This window comes from Isoptericola halotolerans (assembly GCF_013149785.1).
Classification (GTDB): Bacteria; Actinomycetota; Actinomycetes; order Actinomycetales; family Cellulomonadaceae; genus Isoptericola; species Isoptericola halotolerans.
Genome location: NZ_JABEZU010000004.1, coordinates 13248 through 32896 on the forward strand (window position 1 = coordinate 13248; position 19649 = coordinate 32896).

General features: G+C 74.2%; 15 protein-coding genes. 6 read left to right on the plus strand and 9 right to left on the minus strand.

Going from position 1 to position 19649, the window contains the following annotated elements; genetic code table 11:
• Positions 1–68: 68 nt before the first annotated feature.
• Complete coding sequence (locus tag HDG69_RS14800; protein ID WP_171784618.1) at positions 69–1463, minus strand: ABC transporter substrate-binding protein; 1395 nt, start codon at positions 1461–1463, stop codon at positions 69–71.
• Between the two features lie 266 nt (positions 1464–1729).
• Between HDG69_RS14800 and map the strand changes: the two genes are divergently transcribed.
• Complete coding sequence (gene map, locus HDG69_RS14805; protein WP_171784619.1) at positions 1730–2512, plus strand: type I methionyl aminopeptidase; 783 nt, start codon at positions 1730–1732, stop codon at positions 2510–2512.
• 3 nt (positions 2513–2515) lie between these two features.
• On the opposite strand, the gene HDG69_RS14810 is transcribed toward map, so the two are convergent.
• Both HDG69_RS14810 and serS read right to left on the minus strand, forming a co-directional pair.
• The gene (locus HDG69_RS14810; protein WP_171784974.1) at positions 2516–3307 is read right to left on the minus strand and encodes an HAD family hydrolase; all 792 of its coding nucleotides are present in this window, start codon (positions 3305–3307) and stop codon (positions 2516–2518) included.
• 16 nt (positions 3308–3323) lie between these two features.
• Entirely contained in the window at positions 3324–4592 is a 1269-nt protein-coding gene (gene serS, locus HDG69_RS14815; RefSeq protein ID WP_171784620.1) for a serine--tRNA ligase, read from the minus strand.
• 109 nt (positions 4593–4701) lie between these two features.
• Between serS and HDG69_RS14820 the strand changes: the two genes are divergently transcribed.
• Together HDG69_RS14820 and HDG69_RS14825 are read left to right on the plus strand one after the other, a co-directional pair.
• Positions 4702–5847, plus strand: coding sequence for a diacylglycerol/lipid kinase family protein (locus tag HDG69_RS14820; RefSeq protein WP_171784621.1), 1146 nt, complete (start codon positions 4702–4704; stop codon positions 5845–5847).
• Positions 5848–5856: 9 nt separating this feature from the next.
• Positions 5857–10380 carry a hypothetical protein gene (locus HDG69_RS14825; RefSeq protein ID WP_171784622.1) on the plus strand — a complete coding sequence of 1508 codons (4524 nt, stop codon included), beginning with the start codon at positions 5857–5859 and terminating at the stop codon, positions 10378–10380.
• Positions 10381–10398: 18 nt separating this feature from the next.
• Here the strand turns inward: HDG69_RS14825 and HDG69_RS14830 are convergent, their stop codons facing one another.
• The 3 genes from HDG69_RS14830 to HDG69_RS14840 form a co-directional block, all read right to left on the minus strand.
• Positions 10399–11181, minus strand: coding sequence for a glycosyltransferase family 2 protein (locus HDG69_RS14830; protein ID WP_171784975.1), 783 nt, complete (start codon positions 11179–11181; stop codon positions 10399–10401).
• 259 nt (positions 11182–11440) lie between these two features.
• Positions 11441–12265, minus strand: a complete 825-nt coding sequence (locus HDG69_RS14835; RefSeq protein WP_171784623.1) for a DUF5926 family protein — start codon at positions 12263–12265, stop codon at positions 11441–11443.
• Between the two features lie 26 nt (positions 12266–12291).
• Positions 12292–12699, minus strand: coding sequence for a VOC family protein (locus tag HDG69_RS14840; RefSeq protein WP_171784624.1), 408 nt, complete (start codon positions 12697–12699; stop codon positions 12292–12294).
• Positions 12700–12919: 220 nt separating this feature from the next.
• Here HDG69_RS14840 and HDG69_RS14845 point away from each other — a divergent pair, with 220 nt between their 5' ends.
• Positions 12920–14041: a CoA transferase gene (locus tag HDG69_RS14845; RefSeq protein WP_343036458.1), complete on the plus strand. Its 1122-nt coding sequence runs from the start codon at positions 12920–12922 to the stop codon at positions 14039–14041.
• Between the two features lie 16 nt (positions 14042–14057).
• Here the strand turns inward: HDG69_RS14845 and HDG69_RS14850 are convergent, their stop codons facing one another.
• The 3 genes from HDG69_RS14850 to HDG69_RS14860 form a co-directional block, all read right to left on the minus strand.
• A complete protein-coding gene (locus HDG69_RS14850) occupies positions 14058–14984 on the minus strand; it encodes a Ppx/GppA phosphatase family protein (protein WP_171784625.1) in 927 nt (308 codons plus the stop codon).
• A 91-nt stretch (positions 14985–15075) separates the two neighbouring features.
• Entirely contained in the window at positions 15076–15450 is a 375-nt protein-coding gene (locus HDG69_RS14855; protein WP_171784626.1) for an SHOCT domain-containing protein, read from the minus strand.
• Between the two features lie 115 nt (positions 15451–15565).
• The gene (locus HDG69_RS14860; RefSeq protein ID WP_171784627.1) at positions 15566–16957 is read right to left on the minus strand and encodes a glutamyl-tRNA reductase; all 1392 of its coding nucleotides are present in this window, start codon (positions 16955–16957) and stop codon (positions 15566–15568) included.
• A gap of 50 nt (positions 16958–17007) precedes the next feature.
• Here HDG69_RS14860 and hemE point away from each other — a divergent pair, with 50 nt between their 5' ends.
• Positions 17008–18123, plus strand: coding sequence for a uroporphyrinogen decarboxylase (gene hemE, locus HDG69_RS14865; protein ID WP_171784628.1), 1116 nt, complete (start codon positions 17008–17010; stop codon positions 18121–18123).
• Positions 18120–19580, plus strand: a complete 1461-nt coding sequence (locus HDG69_RS14870; RefSeq protein ID WP_171784629.1) for an FAD-dependent oxidoreductase — start codon at positions 18120–18122, stop codon at positions 19578–19580. Before hemE ends, HDG69_RS14870 begins: the two co-directional genes overlap by 4 nt.
• The last annotated feature ends 69 nt before the right edge of the window (positions 19581–19649 follow it).

Consider the following 19649-nt stretch of genomic DNA (forward strand, 5'->3'; position numbering starts at 1 on the left):
ATCTCCTCCGGGAGTACGGCGGACCGGGTCCGTCGGCACGGACGCCGACGGACCCGGTCCGCACACCGTCATGGCCAGCTGTTCTCGATGCGGTCGACGACCTCCTGCGTGGAGGATCCGGTGACCCAGTTGACGATGCCGGTCCAGAAGGTGCCGGCACCGACCTCACCGGGCATCAGGTCCGAGGCGTCGAACGCCACCACGGCGGCCTCGTCCGAGATGGTCTCGTAGGCGAGCTGGTCGAACTCGGTCTGCAGGTTCGCCGGGTCGAGCCCGGTGTTCGCGCTGACCCAGCCGCCCTCGGGGGTCGCCAGCGCCTTCTCGTTCGCCCAGTCCGCGCTCGACAGGTACGTCTGGAAGGCCTGGACCTCCGGGCGCTCGTCGAAGGCCGCGACGAACTCGCCGCCACCGAGGACCGGCTTGACGTCGGTCTGGTCGGTCGGCAGGTAGAAGGCGAACACGTCGCCGCTCTCGCTCACCTCGGTACCGGACGGCCACTGCGTCTGGTAGAAGTTCGCGGCACGGTGCATCCAGCAGTTGCCGTCCAGGATCGGGAAGCCCGCGTCCGTCCACGGGGTGGTGGCGATGGAGTCGACCCCACCCAGGCCCGCGTTGACGTAGTCCGGGTTCTTGAGGATCTCCCCGGCGGCGTCGAAGGCCTCGACGATCTGCGGGTCGTTGAACGGGATCTCGTGGGTGTACCACTGCTCGTAGACGTCCGGTCCGGCGGTGCGGAGCACGACGTCCTCGATCCAGTCGGTGCCCGCCCAGCCGGTGGCGTCACCGGACTCGACGCCCACGCACCACGGCAGGGTCTCCTGCTCCGAGGCGATGGTCTCGGTGAGGTCCAGCATCTCGGTCCACGTCTGGGGGACCTCGTACCCGGCGTCGGCGAACATCGACGGCGAGTACCAGACGAACGACTTCGCGTTCGCACCGAGCGGTGCGCTGTAGAAGGTGCCGTCGACAGTGCCGTAGTCCTTCCACGTCTCGGAGAAGAACTCGTCGACGTTGGCCACGGTCGCGTCCGGGGCCGGGACGATGGCATCCGGGTAGTCGCTGACGATGGTGTTGAGCAGGCCGGGCTGCGGCAGGTACGCGATGTCGGGCGCGTTGCCGGCCTGGATACGGACGAGGAGCTGCGCCTCGAACTCGCGAGACCCCTCGTAGACGACCTCGACACCGGTGCACTCCTCGAACGCGTCGTAGGAGTCCTCCTGCGTCTGCTGCTCCGGCTCGACGATCGAGGTGTAGATGTTGACGGTGGTGCCCTCGAGGTCACCGAACTCGTCGTAGGCGGCACAGTCGATCGACGACTCCATGTCGCCACCCATGTCGTCGGGCTCGGCGACACCGCCCTCACCGTCGGGATCGCCGCAGGCCGCCAGGAGGAGCGCAAGGCTCGCGCCACCCGCGACCGCTGCCAGGCTACGGCGTCGTGACGCCGTCGTCCTTCTGGTCATGTCCAACCCTCCACTGCGTCGTGTGGTCGGTCCGGCGGCGTGGTCCGCCGTCGGACTCCGCAGGTCGGCTTTGTCCCGTCTTCGGCACAACCGACCTCTTTGTAAAGTTGAGCGCAAGTTTTCACGTCCCGCAACTGAGACAGCGGTCGCGCGCGGTTACGATGCGGTGACGATCCGGCCGCGTCCCCCGAACGACGAGGACTGCGCCGGACGTGGCACCCTTGGCGGCGGACAAGCACCGTCGGACCAGACCGGAAGGACCACCCATGATCGAGCTGAGGACCCCGCGGGAGATCGAGGAGATGCGGCCCGCGGGTCGCTTCGTCGCCGAGACGCTGCAGGCCGTCCGCGAGGCCGCGAAGCCCGGGGTCAACCTGCTCGAGCTCGACGAGCTGGCGCACCGCCGGATCAAGGAGCGTGGCGCCGAGTCCTGCTACATCGACTACCACCCCTCGTTCGGCGCCAGCCCGTTCGGGAAGGTCATCTGCACCTCCGTCAACGACGCGGTGCTCCATGGTCTCCCGCACGACTACGCGCTCGCCGACGGTGACCTGCTCACCCTCGACTTCGCGGTCGCCGTGGAGGGGTGGGTGTCCGACTCCGCCCTGTCGTTCGTCGTGGGCGAGTCGCCCTCCCCCGAGCGCGCCGAGGCCGACGCGAAGCTCATCCGCACCACCGAGGTCGCGCTCGCCGCCGGCATCGAGGCCGCGCAGCCCGGCAAGAAGGTCGGCGACATCTCCGCGGCCATCGCCGCCGTCGCCCGCGAGGCCGGCTACGCCATCAACACGGACTTCGGCGGGCACGGCGTGGGCCGCACCATGCACGGCGACCCGCACGTGCCCAACGACGGGCGGGCCGGCCGCGGCTTCCCCCTGCGCCCCGGCCTGGTCATCGCCATCGAGCCGTGGTTCCTCGAGACCACCGACGAGATCTACACCGACGACGACGGCTGGACCCTGCGCTCGGCCGACGGGTCCCGCGGCGCGCACAGCGAGCACACCATCGCCATCACCGAGGACGGCCCGATCGTCTTCACCGCCCGCGACTGACGCCTACAGCAGCGACTTCAGCAGCTGGGCGGCGCCGTCGTCCTCGATGGTGCCGGTGACCTCGTCGGCAGCGCCGCGGACCACGTCGTCGGCGTGGCCCATCGCCACGCCGCGCGCCGCCCAGCGCAGCATCTCCACGTCGTTGCGCCCGTCCCCCACCGCGACCGTCCGGTGCGGCTGGACGTGCGTGCGCCGTCGGACCTGCTCCAGCGCCGTCGCCTTGGAGACCCCCAACGGCGCGAGGTCCATCCAGGCGCTCCACCCCACCGCGTACGTGACGTCGTCGAGCCCCAGGTGCTCCACGAGCTCGTGGAACCGCTCGGAGGTGGACTCCGGGCTGCGCACGATCACACGCGTGACCTCGCTGGCCCACAGCTCCTCGAGCGGCACGACGACGTGCACGCCCTCCAGCTCGCCCTCCGGGAAGTGCTCGGTCATGCGGAAGCCGACGCCGAGGTCCTCGACGGCGTAGCGGGCGTCGGGCAGCTCGTGCCGCAGCAGGCTCAGCACCGGCTCCGGGTCGAACGTCACGACGTCCTCCGCGACCCAGCCGTGCGGCAGGGACGGGTCGAGCCGGACGGTCACCGCGCCGTTGGAGCAGACCATCCACCCCGTCGTGATCCCCAGGTGCGCGGCCACCGGCAGCATCGCGATGAGCGACCGCCCCGAGGCGAGCACCACCTCGTGGCCGGTGTCGCGGACCGCCGTCACGGCGTCGTGGACCGCGTCCGTCATGTCGCCGTCGTAGGACAGCAGCGTGCCGTCGATGTCGAGCGCGACCAGCATCCGGTCCATCGTCGGGGCCGCCACCTCAGCGCACCGGCTCGAAGACCTCGAGCCCGCCCAGGTACGGACGCAGACCCTCCGGCACCCGGACCGAACCGTCGGGCTGCTGGTGGTTCTCCAGGATCGCCACGATCCACCGGGTGGTGCCCAGCGTCCCGTTGAGCGTCGCCACCGTGCGCGTCCCGCTGTCGGTACGCTCGCGGACGTTCATCCGCCGGGCCTGGAACGTCGTGCAGTTCGACGTCGAGGTCAGCTCGAGGTAGCGCTCCTGGCTCGGCAGCCACGCCTCGCAGTCGAACTTGCGCGCCGCGCTCGTGCCCAGGTCGCCCGCCGCGGTGTCGATGACCCGGTAGGGCAGCTCGACCGCCGCCATCATGGCCTCCTCCCACGCGAGGAGCCGCTCGTGCTCGGCCGCGGCGTCGTCCACCGAGCAGTAGCTGAACATCTCCACCTTGTGGAACTGGTGGACGCGGATGATGCCCCGCACGTCCTTGCCGTGCGAGCCTGCCTCGCGACGGTAGCAGGCGCTCCAGCCCGCGTAGCGCTTCGGCCCGTCGGACAGGTCGAGGATCTCGTCGCCGTGGTAGCCCGCGAGCGCCACCTCGCTCGTGCCCACGAGGTAGAGGTCGTCGCGCTCCAGGCGGTAGATCTCGTCGGCGTGCTCGCCGAGGAACCCGGTGCCTCGCATCGTCTCCGGGGTGACGAGCGTCGGCGTGATCATCGGGGTGAACCCCTCCGCCAGCGCCTTGTCCATCGCGGCCTGCAGGATGGCGAGCTCCAGGCGTGCGCCGACACCGGTGAGGAAGTAGAACCGCGAGCCCGACACCTTGGCGCCCCGCATCGTGTCGATGGCGCGCAGACCCTCGCCGAGGTCGAGGTGGTCGCGCGGGGCGAACCCCTCGGCGGCGAAGTCGCGCGGGGTGCCGACCGTGCGCAGCGTGACGAAGTCCTCCTCGCCGCCCGCGGGAGCGCCCTCGACCACGTTGGGGATGCGGAAGAGCAGCGCGTCGAGCTCCGCCTCGGCGTCGTTCGCCGTCGCCTGGTGCTCCTTGACCTGCGCCGACAGCTCCTTGGTGCGTGTCAGCAGGGCCGTCTTCTCCTCGCCGGACGCCTGCGCGACCTGCTTGCCCAGGGACTTCTGCTCGGCGCGCAGCGACTCGAAGGCCACCAGGGAGCTGCGGCGTCGGGCGTCCGCGGCCAGCGCGGCGTCGACCAGGGTCGGGTCCGCACCACGGGCCTGCTGGCTCGCGCGGACGACGTCGGAGTGGTCACGCAGGAAGCGGATGTCGATCACGGCGCCAGCCTAACGGTCGACGTCGCGCAGCCCCGCGGCGCTCCGGGCCGCCTCGGCGCGTCGCGCCCCACCTCGCGCACCACGCCCCCGTTCCCCTTATGTTGCCCTCATGCCCTGGGAGCTCACAGTCGGAATCGCCGCGCTGGTCGTCGGTGTCGTCGCGCTCGTCGTGGCGCTGGTCGCCGTCCGGCGCAACCGCCGTCGGACCGCCGCCACCCCTGCGGCGGGCCGACGGGCCGCCACGTCCCCGACCGGGCCACGGATCGCCGTCGTGGTCAACCCCTCGAAGGAGAACACCGACCGCATCGTGGACGTCGCCCGGCGCGTCTGCACGGAGGCGGCGCTGCCGGAGCCCCGCTTCTACGAGACCACCGTCGACGACCCCGGCACGGGCCAGGCGCGCGCTGCCGTGTCCGAGGGAGCCGACATCGTCGTCGCGGCCGGCGGGGACGGCACCGTCCGCGCCGTCGCCGAGGCGCTGGCCGGCACCGACACCCCGATGGGCATCATCCCCGCCGGCACCGGGAACCTGCTGGCCCGCAACCTCGACATCCCCCTGGCCGACGTCGGCGAGGCGATGGCCGTGGTGATCGGCGGGCGCGACCGACGCATCGACGTCGGCCGCGCCCGGATCACCCCCGTCCCCGGCGACGGCACCCCGGACGACGCCGCCGCCGACCCCGCCCTGCCCCGCGGTGCATCCCGGGACGACGACGCCCCGGGGCCTGCCCACCTGTTCCTCGTCATCGCGGGCCTCGGCTTCGACGCCGCGATGGTCGCCGACACCGACGACCAGCTCAAGGCCCGCATGGGCTGGGTCGCCTACTTCCTCGCCGGGGCCCGGCACCTGCACGGCCGCCGCATGAAGGCACAGATCGCCCTCGACGACGAGACACCCGTCACAGCCCGGCTGCGCACGTTCCTGGTCGGCAACTGCGGACGGCTGCCCGGTGGCATCACCCTGCTGCCGGACGCCGTCATGGACGACGGCATCCTCGACGTCGCCGCGATCGACACCCGTGGCGGGCTCGCCGGCTGGGCGCAGCTCTTCGGCGAGGTCGTCGCCCAGGGCATGGGCGTGCAGAACGAGGCGAAGATCAAGATCGGCCGGATCGACCACGTGCGCGCCGTCCGCGTGCGGATCGACGTCGACGGCGGCGAGCAGGCACAGGTCGACGGCGACGTGCTCGGCAAGGCGTCGAGCCTCGAGTCCTGGGTGGAGCCCGGGGCGCTGGTGGTGCGCGCGCCCGCATAGGCTGGCGGGGTGCGTCTCCTCGTCCGTCAAGCCTCCGTCGTCGCCGCCCTGCTGGCTGCCCTGCTGCTGAGCCTGACCCCCACGGCCGCCCAGGCGGACGAGACCGAGTCCCCGACGCAGACACCGCTGGTCCTCGCCGGCGTGGCCGGCCTGCAGTGGTCGGACGTCGACGCCGCCCGCACCCCGAACCTGTGGCGGCTCGTCGACGGCGCCTCGGTCGCCTCCGTGTCGGTCCGCACCCTGACGCCCACCTGCCCGCTCGACGCCTGGCTGTCCCTGTCCGCCGGCAGCAGGGTCTCCGCCGCGACCGACGAGGACGCCCTGACCGACGACGCGGACGGCGACCTGTCCGGGGACGCCGTCGTCGTCGGCTGTGCGGACATGCCGCTGCTGCCCGCCACGGCCGAGCCCGTGCCCGTCACCGTGCCCGGGTGGTCCGGCCTCGTCGACGACGAGACGACCGGCCCGACCGCAGAGGCCGGCGCGCTGGGGGACCTCGCCGCCGCGGCCGGCGTGTGCACCACGGCAGCGGGGCCGGGCGCCGCGGTGGCGCTCGCCGACGCCTCGGGCGACGTCCCACGCTACGTGTCCCGGGCCGCGGACCTCACCGCCACGGACGTCGCCGACTGCCCGGTCGGCGTCGTCGACCTGGGCGAGCTCCCCGACGCCGCCGTCGACCGGACGGAGGCCGTCAGCACCCTCGACGAGACCGTCGGCTCGCTGAGCACGCTGCTGCCCGACGGCGGGCGGCTCGTCGTCGCCGGGATCTCCGACACCCCGAACGGCCCGGCCGACCTGCAGGTCGTGGTGGACTGGACCGCTCCCGGCGGCGCCGCCACCTGGTTGAGCTCCACCTCCGCACGCTGGCCCGGCGTCGTCGTCAGCGCCGACCTCGCCGCCACCGTCGCCGACGCGATCACCTCCAGCGCCACCCGCCCGCCGGAGCCGGACGAACCGACCGACGACGCCACCGACGAGCCGGCCGAGCACGAGGCGTCGGCGTTCACCGGCTCCGCCCTGGAACGCGGCGACGACCGCCGCCTGTCCGTGAGCCGCACCGTGGAGAACCGTCAGTACCTCGGTGTGCTCACCGAGGTGCTGCCCCTGATGACCCCCGTGCTGGTCGGGGTCCTGGCGCTCGCCGACGTCCTGGTCGTCGCCGGGCTGCTCCTCGCACGTCGCCGCACCCGGAGCACCGGTCCCGACGGTCCGGGCGCGCCGGGCACCACGGGACGCCGCCTGGCGCTCGGCGTGCTGCTCGTCGCCTCCAGCCTGCCCGTCGCCGCCACCCTCGCCACCCTCACGCGCTGGTGGGTGGGCGCCACGCCGGTCACCCTGCTCGCCGCCGCCCTCAGCGCCATCGCGCTCACGGCCGCGCTGGTCGCGTGGGCCCTGCGACTCGTCGTGCCACCCGGTCCGTGGCGCCTGCCGACCGCCCTCGCCGCGGTCACCTGGTGCGTGCTGACCCTCGACGGTCTCACCGGGACCACCCTGCAGCAGGGCTCCCTGCTCGGCCCGGCCCCCTCGCTGGGAGCCCGGTTCTACGGGTTCTCCAACTCCGTGTTCGCCGTGTACTCCGTGGCCGGGCTGGTGCTCGCCGCCGGGCTCGCGGCGCTGCTCCGCGACGCCGGGGCACGCCGACGCACCCGCGTCGCGGTGGCCGCCGCCGTCGGGCTGGCGACGACCGCCATCGACGGGCTGCCGCCCTTCGGCGCCGACCTCGGCGGGATCCTCGCCCTCGTCCCGGCGTTCGCGGTGCTCGTCGCCGGCGTGGCCGGATGGCGGCTGACCTGGCGGCGGGTGCTCGCCGTGGCGATCGGGACGGTCGCCGTCGTGGCCGTGGTCGCGGTGGTCGACTGGGCGATGCCCGGCCCCGCCACGCACCTGGGCGGCTTCGTGCAGTCGGTGCTCGACGGCGGCGCGTTCGCCGTGGTCGTCGGCAAGGCTGCCGGCGCGTGGGCGACGGTCGCGAACCCGGCCGGCGCGTTCGCCGTGGTGGTCTGCGCCGGCACCGCCTGGGCGGTGCTCGACCCCGCCCGCGCCCGCCTGCACGGCGTCGCCGCGGCCTACCGGGCCGACCCGCTGCTGCGCAAGACGGTCGTGTCCCTCGTGACCGTCGCCGTCGTCGGCACGGTGATGAACGACTCCGGGATCGTCGTCGCGGTCTACGTGCTGCTCGTCGCGACGCCGTTCCTCGTCGTCGGTCCGCTCGAGCACACCGACAGCTCCGCCGGCGGCACGAGCCCCACCGAGAGCGCCGACGGCACCACGGCACCCTCGGGCCGGCGGACCTCCGGCCCGCTGCTCGCCCGCACGCCCGCGGTCGCCGTCGGGGTCTGTGCCGGGCTGCTCGTGGCCCTGCTGCTCGGCGCCGCGGCCCTGCCCGCCCGCGGCCTGGCGAGCGCCGGCGACGTCGCCGCGACCGGTACCGAGGTCCTCGACGACGAACCCGTCGTCATCATCGGCACCGAGGGGCTGCGCTGGGCCGACGTGGCCCCCGCCGCCACCCCGACGCTGTGGGGCATGCTGCGCGACGGGGCGAGCGCCACCGGCGTCACGGCCGCCGTCACCGGACCCTCGGCGGACTGCCACGCCGCCGGCTGGCTCGGCCTGGGGTCCGGCCGCAGTCCCGTCACGGGGGAGTTCGTCGACGGCGTGTGGACCTGCGCCCCGTGGGACGTCACCGCGGCGACCGGGTCGGGAACCGCGGCCACGCAGGGCTCCGCGCAGGTCGAGGGCTGGGAAGGGCTGACGACGCTGCAGTCGGCCTCCGAGTTCCAGCCCCGGCTGGGGGTCCTGGGGGACGCGCTGGCCGAGGGCGACGTGTGCTCCACCGCCGTCGGCCCCGGCGCCGCCCTCGCCCTCGCCGGGACGGGCGGCGACGTGGACCGCTACCGCACGCTCGAGGCGGCGCTCGCCGAGCCCGGCGACGCGTTCTCCTGCGCCGTGACCATGGTCGACGCCGGGTCCGCGCCCTACCACCCCACCGGCGAGGGCAGCACGGCCCGGCCGGTGCCCGACGACGCCACGACCGACGCGGAGGCGCGCGCCGACGCGCTGCGCGCCGTCGACACCACGGTTCGCCGGGTGCTCTCCGTCGTGCCGGAGGACGCCACCGTCATGGTGCTCGACGTCGGCAACCCCGCACCGGTGCGACCCGCGCTCGGGGTCGGTGTCGTGCGGACCGACACGGACACGTCACCCGCCTACCTCACGACGTCCTCCACCCGGTGGCTGGGCGTGGTGCGGCTGCTGGACCTGCCGGTCACCCTGGTCGAGGCGTACGACCTGCCGCGGCCGACCGACTTCTCCGGCGCGCCCCTCACGCTCGCCGACGAGCGCCCCACCACGGTCACCGCCACCGCACGCGAGCTCGACTCGCTCACCACCCGTGACCACGCGCTGCGCGTGGTCACGGGCTCCATCACGGGGATCCCCGTCCTGGTGTCCCTGGCCGCGCTCGCCCTGGTCGTGCTGTGGCTGCCCCGCCTGCGACGCCGCTCCCCCCGTCCGGCACGGGTCTGGTCCCGCGCGCTGGACGTGCTGCTGCTGGCGTGCGCCTCCCTGCCGGCCGCCACCTTCCTCATGAGCACCTGGGGCTGGTGGCGGGGCGACAGCCCTGCCCTGGCGCTCTGGCTCTCCCTCGGCGTCAGCACCGCCCTGGTCTGCCTCGTGGCGGCGCTCGCCCCTCGCCGGCCGGTCTGGGCAGGGCCCACCGTGCTGGCGACCATCACGTTCGCCGTCCTGACGCTGGACGCCGTCCTGGGCACCCCGCTCCACCGCGGGAGCCCGCTCGGCGCCGCGCCGACCCTCGGCGGCAGGTTCTACGGCTTCGGCAACCCCACCTACTCCGTGTACGCCGTCGCCGCGGTGTTCTGCGCGGCCGGGATCGGGGCCGTGCTGGCCCGCCGTCTCGGCCGGGTCGCCGGGGGCGTGGTGGCGTCCGTCATCGGCCTGGTGGCGCTGGCGGTGAGCATCCTGCCCTCGCTCGGGGCCGACGTCGGCGGCGGGCTCGTGCTGCTCCCCGTCATGGTCGTGGTGGTGCTCGCCGTCGTCGGCGCCCGGATCACGTGGTCACGGCTCGCCGTCGCCGGTGGCGCCGGTGTGCTGCTGGTCGCGGTGATCGGCTACCTGGACTGGCTGCGACCCGTCGCCGAACGGACCCACCTCGGGGCGTTCGTGCAGTCCGCCGTGGACGGCACGGCGCTCGAGACGATCTGGCGCAAGGCCGGGTACGCCTGGCGGTCGCTGTCCGGCGGGTTCGACGCCTGGTTGGCGCTCGCCGTCCTGCTGCTGCTCGTCCTGGCCCTGTGGGGCCCGCACCGGTGGCGGCCACGCTGGCTGGTGCGCTCCGAGGCTGCGTGGCCGCTGCTGCGACCCGTGCTCATCGCCCTGCTGATCGCCGGGGTCGGTGGCGCCGTCGCCAACGACTACGGCATCCGGGTGGTGTCCCTCATGCTGTTCGCCGCCGTGCCCCTGGTGGGGCTGATCACGCTGCGGACCGACGACGCCGAGCCGGTCGACCGACGGTGAGGCGGGCCCGCAGCGTGGTCAGGTGCGGGCGCCGCGTCGGCCGATCTTGTCGACGACCCGTCGCACCTGGCGGGTGCCCACCGCGGCCATGACGTCGCGGTACTGCCCGGCGCGGTGCAGCTGACCCGCGAGGTCGTTCGACGACGGGCGGTGGCGCAGGTCGCACGGGACCTCGACGGCGACGTACCCCGCGCGCAGCAGGTCGATCGTCATGCCGGTCTCCACACCGAAGCCGTGCGCGAGCGGTGTGGCGGCCTCGAACGCCTCCCGCGTCAGGCAGCGCATGCCGGACAGCGGCTGCGTCGGGCTCCAGCCCGTGAGCCGCTGGATCGCACGGCGTGCAGCGCCGACCACGATGCCCCGACCGCCGGCGCCCTTCTGAGCGGGCAGCAACGCGATGGCCAGGTCGGCGACGCCCTCGCGGACCGGGCCGACCAGCGGCGCGGTGTTCACGGCGGTGTCACCGAGGTCGCCGTCGATGAAGAGCAGCAGCCGCTGCGGTCGGCCGTCGGCGTCGCGCATCGCGGCGACGGCGGCGCCCGTCTCCATGGCGGCGGCCTTGCCCCGGTTGTGGGAGTGCCGTACGACGACGGCGCCGGCGTCGCGCGCGACGTGCTGGGTGTCGTCCTCGGAGCCGTCGTCCACCACGAGCACGAGGTCGACGTGCGGGATGGCGCGCGCCGACCGCACGGTGGCCGCGATCCGCTCTGCCTCGTCCTTCGCCGGGATGACGACGGCGACCCGCTGCACGCTGCGCCCACCGCGGGCGGTGGGCGGGCGCGGGGTCTTGGCCACCGGCATCCTCGGGCGTCGGGCCCCCGCGTTCACCGGTCCGTCCCCGGGTGTCGTCTCACGGCCGGTCCGTGTTGCCCCGTGCTCCGCGTTCACAGCTCCCTGCCTGTGCGGCCGTCACAGCCACGATCGTCGATGTGATCCACGGCGTGACCCGCCGGGATCGGAAGTGCAAAGAACTTCCCTCAGAATCGTACTCCCCCGGTAGGCGACTTTCTGTGCATCCACGGGGCAGGTCGGCGATGGCCGGGTGAATTTTCTGTGGGGGTCAGCGCAGAGTGACCTGGCGGGAGACAATCCCGGCCCGCGCCCGACGCTCGTTGGCGTCCAGCGGCTCGTCGACGGACAGCGCCGCCTCGAACCGCCGCGACAGGTCCTGGACGGGCTCGGTCAGCTCCGCCGCCTCGGTGCCCCGCGGCAGCTCCCAGACGGGCACGACGAGCCCGCACGCCCGGAACATCCCCAGGAACTTCCCGCCGGCGAGACCGGACTCGCGCTTCGCGTGCAACCGGGCGATGGCGTCCACCACACGGTCCTCGTCCTCCGTGCGGGCCCACCGCAGGAACTCACGGCTCATCCGGCACCAGTAGGCGGACTCGACGCCCTCGACCTTGACCGTGGGGATCGTCTGCTCGGCGGCCTCCTCGAGGCCCTCCTTGATCTCGGCGGTCATCTCCGCCGACGAGTCGATCCAGTAGTCGTACCCCTCGTGGACCGTGACCTCGAACGGCACCGAGACGTCCAGCACGTCCTGCAGGCGCGGGGTGTCGGAGGTGACGTCGAGCTGCTCCGGCAGGATGCCGGTGCCGGGCTCGGCCTCGATCGCCGCGAGCAGCGCCGCCGCCAGCGACCGGCTCACGTCGTCGGCGCTGAGCACGCCCTGGACGGCGAGCAGCACGGTGCCGTCCTCGCGGTGCAGCGCGGACCAGCCGCCCGGCAGGACGGTGGCGACGACGACGTCGCGGCCACCGTGCGTGTCAACGGTGCGCGCCGGAGCGGTCGCCGAGGGCACGATCTCCCGCATCGAGACCCAGTCGGCCTCCCCCGGGAGACCTTCGAACGGACGCAGCACGAACTCAGCGGTCTTGGCCATGCGCCCGATCCTAACGGCCGAGCGCGTCAGGTGATGATCTCGTCGAAGCGCCGGGCCTCCTCGCCGTCCATCAGCCCGATCACGTTGCCGGCCGGGTCGGCGAACCAGGCACCGTCCCCGCCCATCATGAATCCTCGGACGATCCCTCGTTCGTCGTGGTCGAAGCTGTCGTACCGGAGCATCTCCACGCCCTTCGCCTCCAGCTCGTCCACCGCCGCGTCGACGTCGTCCACCGCCAGGTGGAAGATCGTGAACGTCGCAGGGACGTGGTCCTCCTTCGGGTAGACGAAGAACGCGCTCCCACCGTCGAGGTGCAGGACCAGGAACTGCTCGCCGACCGTCACCCGCGCCCCCAGCACGTCCTCGTAGAATCTCCGGGCCGCGTCCAGGTCGTCGACCGAGAAGCTCGCGAGCCCGCGCCGCGTGCTGATCATGAGGCACCTCCACGTGCCAGGGCGGACCCGGGGGCCGGAGGCCCGTACGGTGAGGGCTCCGCCTCCCCCCAGGATGCTCCCGCCGGACCGGTCCGGACGGGTGAAATCCGCATGGCATACCGTCGGTCCATGAACCGGCTCGCCGCGACGCTCCCCGTCGCCGACCTCCCTCGAGGAGCTGCGGTCCGCCGCCCGTCGCGCCGGGGTCGTGGGGCCGCTCGTGGACGCCCCGCTCGACCCGGCACGGGTCGCGGCGTCCTTCGCCTCGGACCGTCTCCTGCGGGTCGACGGCGAGCCCTGGGCCGGGTTCGCCCCGCACTCCGGGTTCTTCCCCACCTCCGACGGCTGGGTCCGCACCCATGCCAACTACCCGCACCACCGCCGTCGGCTGCTGCGGCTGCTCGGGCTCCCCGACGACGGCACGCGGGACGACCTCGCGGCACGCCTCGCCGAGCTCCCGGCACAGCAGGTCGAGGATGCGGCGGCCGACGGCGGGGCGATCGCCGTGCGGGTGCGCCCGGAGAGCGAGTGGCGGGCGAGCGCGCCCGGCCGGGCCGCCGCCGTCGGCCCCCTGGTGACCACGGCGCCACGACCGGACGGCCGGGCCGCCTCGGGGACCCCGCCCCTGGCCGGCGCGCGGGTGCTGGACCTGACGCGGGTGATCGCCGGGCCGGTCGGCACCCGCACGCTGGCGCTGCTCGGCGCCGACGTGCTGCGCGTCGACCCGCCGGAGCCGGCCGAGATCGGTGCCCAGCACCTCGACACCGGGCAGGGCAAGCGCTCGACCCTGCTCGACCTGCGCCGGCGCGACGACCACGCACGCGCCCAGGATCTGCTCGACGCCGCGGACGTCCTGGTCACCGGCTACCGGCCGGGTGCGATCGAGTCCCACGGTCTGCAGGTGCCGCCCGGCACGGTGCACGCGCGCGTCTCCGCCTGGGGCACCAGCGGCCCGTGGGCGGACCGGCGCGGGTTCGACTCGATCGTGCAGGCGGCCGGCGGCATCGCGCTGATCGAGTCCGCCGACGGCGTCACCCCGGGCGCCCTGCCCGCGCAGGCGCTCGACCATGCCACGGGGTACCTGCTCGCCGCCGGGGTCGTCGACGCCCTGACCGCGCGGTCGCACGACGGGGCCGGCCGGGACGTGGCAGTCTGCCTCGCCCGGACGGCCACCTGGCTCCTCGACGCCCCCGGTCGCACCCCGGACCACCCGCCGGCCGAGCCCCCGCCGTCGGACGCCACCGTGACCCACGGGCGGGTGCGGTACGCCCGCCCGGCGCTCCCGGTCGACGACTACCCGGCACCCGCCCGCCCCTGGGGCACCGACCCGCCTCTCTGGTGACCGAGGGGCCGGCGACTCAGAGGTGGTCGAGGCGCTGCAGGATCGCGCCCTCGCGCAGCGCCCACGGGCAGACCTCGACCTCGGCGACGCCCAGCGCGGCCATCGCCTCCTGGGCGACGACGGCGCCCGCCACGATCTGCAGCGCCCGTCCGGGGCCGATGCCGGGCAGCACCGTGCGGTCCACCGAGGACAGCCGGGCGAGGCGCGGCTCCCAGTCGGCCAGGTGGTCGTGCCGCATCCTCCACCGCTCCCCGGTGCCCATCACCTGGCGCGGCATCCCGGCCAGGCGGGCGAGCGAGCGGAACGTCTTCGACGTCGCCACCGCGTGGTCGGGGGCCGGGGCGCCCGCGACCGGGCCGACGGCGTCGCGGAGCACCGACCGTGCGTGCTTGCGGAGCTTCTCGACGTCACCGGGCTTCGGCGGGTCGGCGTCGAGCAGGAAGCGCCGCGTCATCCGGCCCGCGCCGAGCGGGACCGAGAGCGCGACGTCGGGGGTCTCGTCGACCCCGGTCGCGATCTCGAGGGACCCACCACCGATGTCGAGCAGCAGCAGCCTCCCGGCACCCCAGCCGTACCAGCGGCGGGCGGCCAGGAACGTCAGCCGGGCCTCCTCGTCGCCGGCGAGCACCTCGATGGGCACGCCGGCACGCTCCTCCAGGTCCGCGAGCACCTCGGCACCGTTGGTCGCCTCCCGCAGGGCGGACGTCGCCAGCGCCATCGTCTGCTCGATGCCGTGCTCACGGCCCGCCGCGGCAGCCGCCTCGACGGCACGTCGCAGCTCCTTGACGCCGGTCCTGGAGATCGAGCCGTCCGGCTCGACGTAGCGCATGAGCCGCACCGTCGTCTTGTGGCTGGCCTGCGGCACCGGCCGCGCACCGGCCCGGGCGTCCATGACGAGCAGATGGACGGTGTTGGAGCCGATGTCGATCACGCCGAGTCGCATGGCGTCACCCTAGAGCCCCGGACGCCGAACAGGAGTCTGGTCCCGCAATGACGCTCCTTTGCGGGACCAGACTCCTGTTCGACGCGGAAGGTCAGGCGAGTGCCTTGGCCTTCAGCGCCTCGAACTCCTCCGGCGTGATCGTGCCGTCGTCGAGCAGCTTCTTGGCCGAGGCGATGTGCTCGGCCGGCGAGCCGGCGACGGTCTTGATGTAGTCGTCGGTCGCTGCCTTGGCGTCCTGGGCGGCGGCGAGGTTGCGCTCGGCCATCCCGCGTCCGCGCGCGATGAGGTAGACGAGGGCCGTGATCATCGGGACGAAGATCAGTGCCACCACCCACAGCGCCTTCCACCATCCGTTGAGGTGCCGGTCACGGAAGAGATCCGTGAGGATCTGGAACAGGACGATGAGGTACGCCATGAACAGGAAGATCCACAGGAGGAACCAGACATAGCTCCAGAAACTGTCCATCGTGCACAACCTTTCGCGGCCGCTGAGAACAACCCGGGGCCGCAGGTACGACCCCCGACGCCCACGCTATCCACGAAAGCGCAGAACGGCCCGATATAGGCCGACATGCCTTTCTTCAGTCGGCGACACGGACCGCGCGCAACGAGCGCTCGGCCCCGGCGACGACCGCGGCCTCCGCCGCCCGAGCCTCGGCCAACGCCGTCGCCCGGACCGCGACGATGCGGTCGTGCAGGGCGGCGTGCACCCGGCGACGCACCGACCGGGCGACCTCGTCCCGGTCGGTGTCGGTCGGCACCTGCCCGTGCGGCACCAGCTCACCGGCCAGCCGGGCGAGCGCGTCGTCGACCCGGACGGCCACCTCGCGCTCCGCCTCGTCGAGCAACGCGATCACCGCCGCGTCCGCGGCCCGCCCGAGGCGTGTCTCCTCGAACCGCGACGCCGCCCCCTGCACCATCGCGCGCGCCTGGTCGACGACGGCGCGCTCGGTCGCCGGGGCGTGCGTGGTCAGCGAGGCGAGGTCGTACAGCAGGACACCCTCGACGTCCGCCACCGACGGGTCGACGTCCCGGTGCAGCGCCAGGTCCAGGATCACCAGGGCGTCCGACTCCGGCTCGTCCCCGGCCCGGGCTGCCGCACGGTCGCGGGCACGGGCCACCGACGCGGCGTCGAGGACGTAGGCCAGCGACGCCTCGGCTCCCGGCACGGTGTCGGCCGCAGCGCCCGGCCGGCGCCCTCGCGCACCGGAGCACGAGACCACCAGGTCCGCGTCCCCGAGGGCCTCGACCAGCGACTCCTGGTCCTGCCCGACGGCACCGATCGCGTGCGACGCCGCGAAGTCGGCCGCCCGTCCGGACTGCGAGTAGACGCGCACGTCGTCGCAACCCCGGGCCCGCAGCGCCGCGACCGACGCCCCCGCGTACGCCCCCGTACCGATGATCACGGCGCGGGCGACGGGGTAGGGCCGCAGCGACTCCCCCGCCAGGTCGAGGCCGACCGACACCAGCGACCGCCCGGCGGCACCCAGCGTCGTGGAGCGCCCGACCTGCTTGGAGGTGCGCGACGCCGTCTGGAACAGCAGCTCGAGCGTCTTGGACGTGGTGCCGTCCGCCCGCGACTCCGCGAGCGCCCGCTTCACCTGGCCGGCGATCTCCCGCTCGCCCACCACCATCGAGTCCAGGCCCGCGGCCACGGCGAACAGGTGCTCGGCCACCTCGGTCCCGGTGCGGACCGTGAAGGAGTCGGCGGCGACGTCGGCGGTCACGCCCGAGGACGCGGCGACGAGCTCGGCGACGTGCCGTGTCGCGTGACGCACGGTGTCGCCGTCGAGCGGCGCGTCGACGTCGAGGTAGAGCTCGAAGCGGTTGCAGGTCGAGATCACCACGGTGCCCTGCACGGGTCGGCAGGTACCCACGACCGTGCGACCCACGGACATCGAGCCGGTGGACAGCCGTTCGAGGGCGTCGAGGTCCAGCTCGTGGTGGGAGGCGGTGAGAGAGAGGAGAACCACAGTGCCCCCCACTTTATGATCTGCACCCCCTCGGGGCAGAATCGTTGACCGTGACATCCCCCACGGTGAACGTCAGCAACCTGCCCGCCCACCACCCCCTGGCCGACGGACGCACGACCACGTCCGCGCTGGTCAGCGCACTCCGAGGTGCCCGGCCCGCACGGACCCCTGTGTGGTTCATGCGTCAGGCGGGCCGGTCGCTGCCCGAGTACCGCGAGGTGCGACAGGGTGTCGGGATGCTCGAGTCGTGCCTGCGCCCGGACCTGGCCGCCGAGATCACCCTGCAGCCCGTGCGTCGTCACGGCGTCGACGCCGCGATCTTCTTCAGCGACATCGTCGTGCCGCTCAAGGTGGCCGGGGTGGGCGTCGAGATCGTCTCGGGCGTGGGACCGGTGATGGACCAGCCGTACCGGACGGCCGACGACGTCGCGCGGCTCGTGGAGCGCGACCTCGACGACGACGCCCTCGCACCGATCGCCGAGGCCGTCGGGCTCACCGTCGAGGGGCTGTCCGACGGGACCGACTCGACACCGCTCATCGGGTTCGGCGGGGCACCGTTCACCCTCGCGGCCTACCTCGTCGAGGGCCGCCCCTCGCGCGACCACCTCGCCGCACGCACCCTCATGCACGCCGAGCCCGAGACGTGGCGCCGCCTCACCGAGTGGACCGCGGACCTGACCGGGCGGTTCCTGCGCACCCAGGTCCTGGCCGGTGCGAGCGCCGTCCAGCTGTTCGACTCCTGGGCCGGGTCGCTGTCCCTCGCCGACTACCTCGCGCACGTGGCGCCGTCGTCGACCCGCGCGCTGCGGCACGTCGCGGACCTGCCGATGCCGGGCATCCACTTCGGCACCGGGACCGGCCACCTGCTCCCCGCCATGCGTGACGTGCTGCGCGAGGCCGGGCTGGCGCACGCCACGGTGGGGGTCGACTACCGCACGCCGCTGGACGAGGCGGTGGAGGTCCTGGGCGGCGACGTGCCCGTCCAGGGCAACATCGACCCGGCGTTGCTCGCCGCTCCGTGGGAGGTGCTGGAGGCCCACGTGCGCGACGTCGTCGAGCGCGGCCGGGCGGCCCCGGGGCACGTGGTGAACCTCGGCCACGGGGTGCCGCCCACCACCGACCCGGCCGTGCTCACGCGCGTCGTCGAGCTCGTCCACTCGCTGTGAGCCAGCAGGTCGACGCCGTCGTGGTCGGCGGCGGGATCGGTGGTCTGGTCGCCGCCCGCACGCTCATCGAGCGCGGCCTGCGCACCGTGGTCCTGGAGTCCTCCACGCGGCTCGGCGGCCCCGTGCGCGGCGGGGCGTTCGAGTCCGTGCCCCGCGTCCCGATCGACCTGGGCGCCGAGTCCTTCGCCGCCCGCGGCACCGCCGTCGGCGAGCTGGCCGACGAGCTCGGGCTCGACGTCGTCGCACCCGCGCCGCTGTCCGCCTGGGGCTACGCCGCCGGGAGCGCGTTCCCGCTGCCGAAGGCCGGCGTGCTCGGTATCCCCGCCGTGCCCTGGGCGGCAGACGTGCGCCGGGCCGTGGGCTGGGCGGGCGCGCTGCGGGCCTCCCTCGACCGCGTGCTGCCACGGTTCGTCGGGTCCGGGGCGGAGGACCTCGGCTCGCTGGCCCGTGCCCGGCTCGGGGTGCGCACCACCGAGAGGCTCGTCGCGCCCGTCGCCACCGGGGTGCACTCCGCCCCCCTGGACCGGCTCGACGTCGCGGCCGTGGCACCCGGCCTGCGCGACCGGTTCGCCGTCGAGGGCTCGCTCACCCGGGCGGTCGGTGCGCTGCGCGCGGCCGCCCCGGCCGGTTCCGCGGTGCGCGGGATCGACGGCGGGATGCACGCCGTCGTCGAGGCCCTGGCCGGGCAGATCGCGGCGAGCGCCGAGTTCTGGACCGACTCCCCCGTCACTGACGCCACCGGGCCCATCCACACCGCGCTGCGGCTCGGCCAGGAGGTCGTGGGCATCGAGCGGTCCGACGACGGCGGCTGGCTCGTGCGCTCCCGGGCCACCGCGGCGGGGGTCGCCGGGGGCCGAGGGTCGCTGCACACGGTCACCGCGCCGCGCCTCGTGGTGACCGCTCCCGGCGTCGGGCCGCTGCTGGAGCCGTGGACCGGCGTCGTCCCCGCGCCCGAGCCGGGCGCGGACGTGTGGCTCGTGACGCTGCTGCTGGACGCCCCCGCGCTGGACGAGGCCCCGCGCGGCTCGGGGGTGCTCGTGGCCCCGGGCGCGACCGCCGGCACCGAGCAGGTCCGCGCCAAGGCGCTCACGCACTCCACGGCCAAGTGGCCGTGGCTGGCCGCGCGTGTGCGGGCCGCCGCAGGCGAGGGGATGCACGTGGTGCGGCTCTCGTACGGGCGGATCGGTGAGGAGACCCGGCCGCCGGACGTCGCCGAGGCCGCCCGGGACGCGTCGGCACTGCTGGGCGTGCCCGTCGCGGACCGCGTGCAGGACCACCTGCGGCAGCGCTGGGACGGGGCCCTGCCCCCGCCGACCCCCGCCTACCGTGCGGACGTCACCGCGCTGAGCGCCGCCGTCGGACAGATCCCGGGCCTCGCCGTGACGGGCGGCTGGGTGGCCGGTACCGGGCTGGCCGCGATCGTGGCCCACGCCCAGGCGGCGGTCAACGGGCTGTGACCCCCTTCCCGCCGTCCCCTGCCGCGAAGTAGTACCTCCGGCGCTGCGGAAGTACCCCGCGGGTACTTC